Below are 444 nucleotides of genomic sequence, written 5' to 3'. Positions count from 1 at the left end.
AAATGAGCAACCGGTAACGTTTTCAGAGCAGGCCTGGGCTGATAATATAAACTCAGGTGGGGGTGCTGACGGAGATTTACCTCCTAAAGGAACGTTAAGAATCGTGAAGCATATTGAAGGAGATGAAACAAAACTCCTTCCAGATGTTACGTTTAAGGTGTATAAGGAATCGGGTGAACAAATTGGCGATACTTATACAACGGATGGACAAGGTATGGTTGAGGTCCTTAATCTAGACCCAGGAAATTACTATATAACAGAGATTAAAGCTCCAGACTATGTGGATTTTGATCCTCAAGTAAAAGTGCCTTTTACAATTGATGCAAATGCTGAAAAAGGCGTAAAGCTTAAGATCCCGAATAAAGTGAAAACGACATCCGTTTCAGGAACGAAGACTTGGAATGATAACAATGCAACAGATCGTCCGAGCACGATTCAAGTAGA

Annotated in this window: 1 protein-coding gene; it reads left to right on the top strand. The window is 40.8% G+C overall.

The window, feature by feature from the left end; translation table 11 throughout:
- The coding region (locus tag JTF23_RS27480) for a prealbumin-like fold domain-containing protein (protein WP_215729895.1) at nt 1-444 on the top strand (444 nt) is incomplete at both ends.

This window comes from Bacillus sp. RIT 809 (assembly GCF_016892495.1).
Classification (GTDB): Bacteria; Bacillota; Bacilli; order Bacillales; family Bacillaceae_G; genus Bacillus_A; species Bacillus_A cereus_U.
This window is presented reverse-complemented; position numbering and strand designations above follow the sequence as displayed.